4 protein-coding genes are annotated in these 2,822 nt (G+C 68.5%); 2 read left to right on the plus strand and 2 right to left on the minus strand.

The window, feature by feature from the left end; genetic code table 11:
* A partial coding sequence (locus tag ACOJSF_RS04180) for a Clp protease N-terminal domain-containing protein (RefSeq protein WP_420140970.1) occupies positions 1-1,094 on the minus strand: 1,094 nt, incomplete at its 3' end.
* A 110-nt stretch (positions 1,095-1,204) separates the two neighbouring features.
* Here ACOJSF_RS04180 and ACOJSF_RS04185 point away from each other — a divergent pair.
* Complete coding sequence (locus ACOJSF_RS04185) at positions 1,205-1,504, plus strand: hypothetical protein (RefSeq protein WP_420140971.1); 300 nt, start codon at positions 1,205-1,207, stop codon at positions 1,502-1,504.
* 57 nt (positions 1,505-1,561) lie between these two features.
* Positions 1,562-1,942 (plus strand): hypothetical protein, encoded by a 381-nt coding sequence (locus tag ACOJSF_RS04190; RefSeq protein WP_420140972.1) that lies wholly within the window; start codon positions 1,562-1,564, stop codon positions 1,940-1,942.
* Between the two features lie 42 nt (positions 1,943-1,984).
* Here the strand turns inward: ACOJSF_RS04190 and ACOJSF_RS04195 are convergent.
* A partial coding sequence (locus ACOJSF_RS04195; RefSeq protein WP_420140973.1) for a 5-(carboxyamino)imidazole ribonucleotide synthase occupies positions 1,985-2,822 on the minus strand: 838 nt, incomplete at its 5' end.

The raw sequence follows: 2,822 nt of genomic DNA on the forward strand, positions 1-2,822 counted from the left end.
CCGTGGTGAAGTTCGTATTTCTCCTTCAGCCCGCGCAGGATGCTGATCGTATCCTCGACCGTGGGTTCGCCGACGAACACCGGCTGGAAGCGCCGCTGGAGCGCGGGGTCCTTTTCGACATATTTGCGATATTCGTCGAGCGTGGTCGCGCCGATGCAGTGCAGCTCGCCGCGCGCCAGCGCGGGCTTCAGCAGATTGCCCGCGTCCATCGCGCCTTCGGATTTGCCCGCGCCGACCAGCGTGTGCATCTCGTCGATGAACAAGATGATGTCGCCCTCGGCGCCCTTCACCTCGTCCAGCACGCCTTTCAGCCGCTCCTCGAACTCGCCGCGATATTTGGCGCCCGCGATCAGCGACCCCATGTCGAGCGCCATCAGCTTGCGGCCCTTGAGGCCGTCGGGCACGTCGCCATTGGCGATGCGCAGCGCGAGGCCTTCGGCGATCGCGGTCTTGCCCGTGCCCGGCTCGCCGATCAGCACCGGGTTGTTCTTGGTCCGCCGCGCGAGGATCTGGATCGTGCGGCGGATCTCCTCGTCGCGGCCGATCACCGGATCGAGCTTGCCCGCGCGCGCCGCCTCGGTCAGGTCGCGCGCGAACTTCTTGAGCGCGTCATAGCGGTCCTCGGCCGATGCCGTGTCGGCGGTGCGGCCGCCGCGCAGCTCGTTGATCGCGCCGTTCAGCGCCTCCGCGCGCACGCCCGCCGTCTGCAGCGCCTTGCCCGCCGGCGTGTTGGGCGACAGCGCGAGCGCGAGCAGCATCCGCTCGACCGTGACATAGCTGTCGCCCGCCTTCTGCGCGACCTGCTCGGCCTGGTCGAGCACGCGGACGAGGTCGTTGTTCAGCCCCGGCGTCGCCTGCGCCCCCGATCCCGACACCGCCGGGATCTTCGCCAGCGCGAGGTCGGTCTCGCTCTGCGCGCGGCGTGCATCGCCGCCGGCGCGCGCGATCAGGCCCGACGCCATGCCCTGCTCGTCCTCCAGCAGCGCCTTAAGCAGATGCTCGGGCGTGATCTGCTGGTGATTGTTGCGGATCGCGACCGTCTGCGCGGCCTGAAGGAAACCCTTCGCGCGGTCGGTAAACTTTTCGAGGTTCACGTCAGTCTCCCTATTCGCCCCGCGATATGGTGTGGCTCATTTGCAACACAAGCCGTCGCTTGATCTTTCCCGGATCAGCCGCGATGGCCGCCCGGCAACGGGAGATCGCAATGGCCAGCGTCGACGGCAAGTGGAACTGCACGGTGGACAGCCCGATGGGCCCGCAGGAGTTCGTCCTGACGGTCGCCAGCGACGGCGATCGCTTCACCGGCGAGGCGAGCGGCGCGATCGGCAGCAAGGAGATTGCCGACGGCATCGTCGACGGCGACACGCTTAAATGGTCGATGCAGGTGTCGAAGCCGATGCCCGTCACGCTGACCTGCGCCGCCACCGTCAGCGGCGACACGCTCGACGGCTCGGTCCGCGCCGGCTTCCTCGGCAGCTTCCCGATCCACGGGACGCGCGCCTAGCGGCGAAGTATTCCGCATGGTAGACGCAAGGTTCCGGAAGGCCGTGCGGATGCTCCGATGACCTACGTTCCGCCGACTGTCGCTTCGATGCTGATCGGGGGAATTTTGAGCGGGCTTTTCTGGCTGGCGATTCCGGCGGCGGTTTTCACCTATTGGCTGTTGGCGGCAGGGCGCGCTCTTGCCGGCAGATGGGGACTATGGACGGCGGCGGCTGGCTGCACCGGCGTGCCACTGGTGCCGACGATCCTGATGGCCGGCTTCTATGCCAGATCTTACTGGCTGGCGATCCTTGACGGCCGGCCACTGAACCCACCTAACGGCGATTTCTATATTGGTTTTGCGCTGCTGGGCTGGGCGATCGCCGCTCTGTTGGGCGTCGCCTTGGGGCTGCGCCTGGGCTGGCAGACGCAAATGCTAAGGCTCGACCCCGACGTCTGAACCGGGCGGGGCGTCGCCTATGCCGCCGTCGCCCGGCCCCTCTCATCCCACGCGGGTGACGTGCCCCATCTTGCGCCCCGGCTTCACGCCGGTCTTGCCATAGAGGTGCAGGTGCGCGGCCGGATCGGCGAGGATCCTGGGCCAGTCGGCGACCTGATGCCCGATCAGGTTGCGCATCTCCGCCCCCCGCCCGACCAACGCGGTCGAGCCGAGCGGCAGGCCGCAGATCGCGCGGATATGGTTCTCGAACTGCGAGGTGACGGCCCCCTCGATCGTCCAGTGGCCCGAATTGTGGACGCGCGGCGCCATTTCGTTGAACACCGGCCCGTCTGCGCTCGCGAAGAACTCGCACGTCAGCACGCCGACATAATCGAGCGCCCCCGCGATCCGTTCGGCCAGCGCGCCCGCCTCCTTCGCCTGCGCGGCGACGATGCCGGTGGGCGGGACGGTCGACACGTCGAGGATGCCGTCGGCATGGACGTTGGTGACCGCGTCGTAGCGCACCACCTCCCCTTCCAGCCCGCGCGCCAGGATGATCGAGAATTCGGCGTCGAATTCGACCATCCGTTCGAGCACGGCGGGCTGCCCGCCGATCGCGCTCCACGCCGCCGCCGCGTCGCGCGGCGCCGCGATCCGCGCCTGCCCCTTGCCGTCATAGCCGAAGCGCCGCGTCTTCAGGATGGCGGGCGCGCCCACCATGCGCAGCCCGTCGGTCAGGTCGGCGAGGCTGTCGACCGGCCAGTAGGGGGCGGGGCGCCCCCCGACCGTCTCGACGAAGGCTTTCTCCGTCACCCGGTCCTGCGCCGTCTCCAGCGCCTTCAGCGACGGGCGCACCCCGCGCACCGATCGCAGCGGCTCGACGCCTACATTCTCGAATTCG

Source organism: Sphingomonas sp., from assembly GCF_048594985.1.
Lineage (GTDB): Bacteria > Pseudomonadota > Alphaproteobacteria > Sphingomonadales > Sphingomonadaceae > Sphingomonas_I.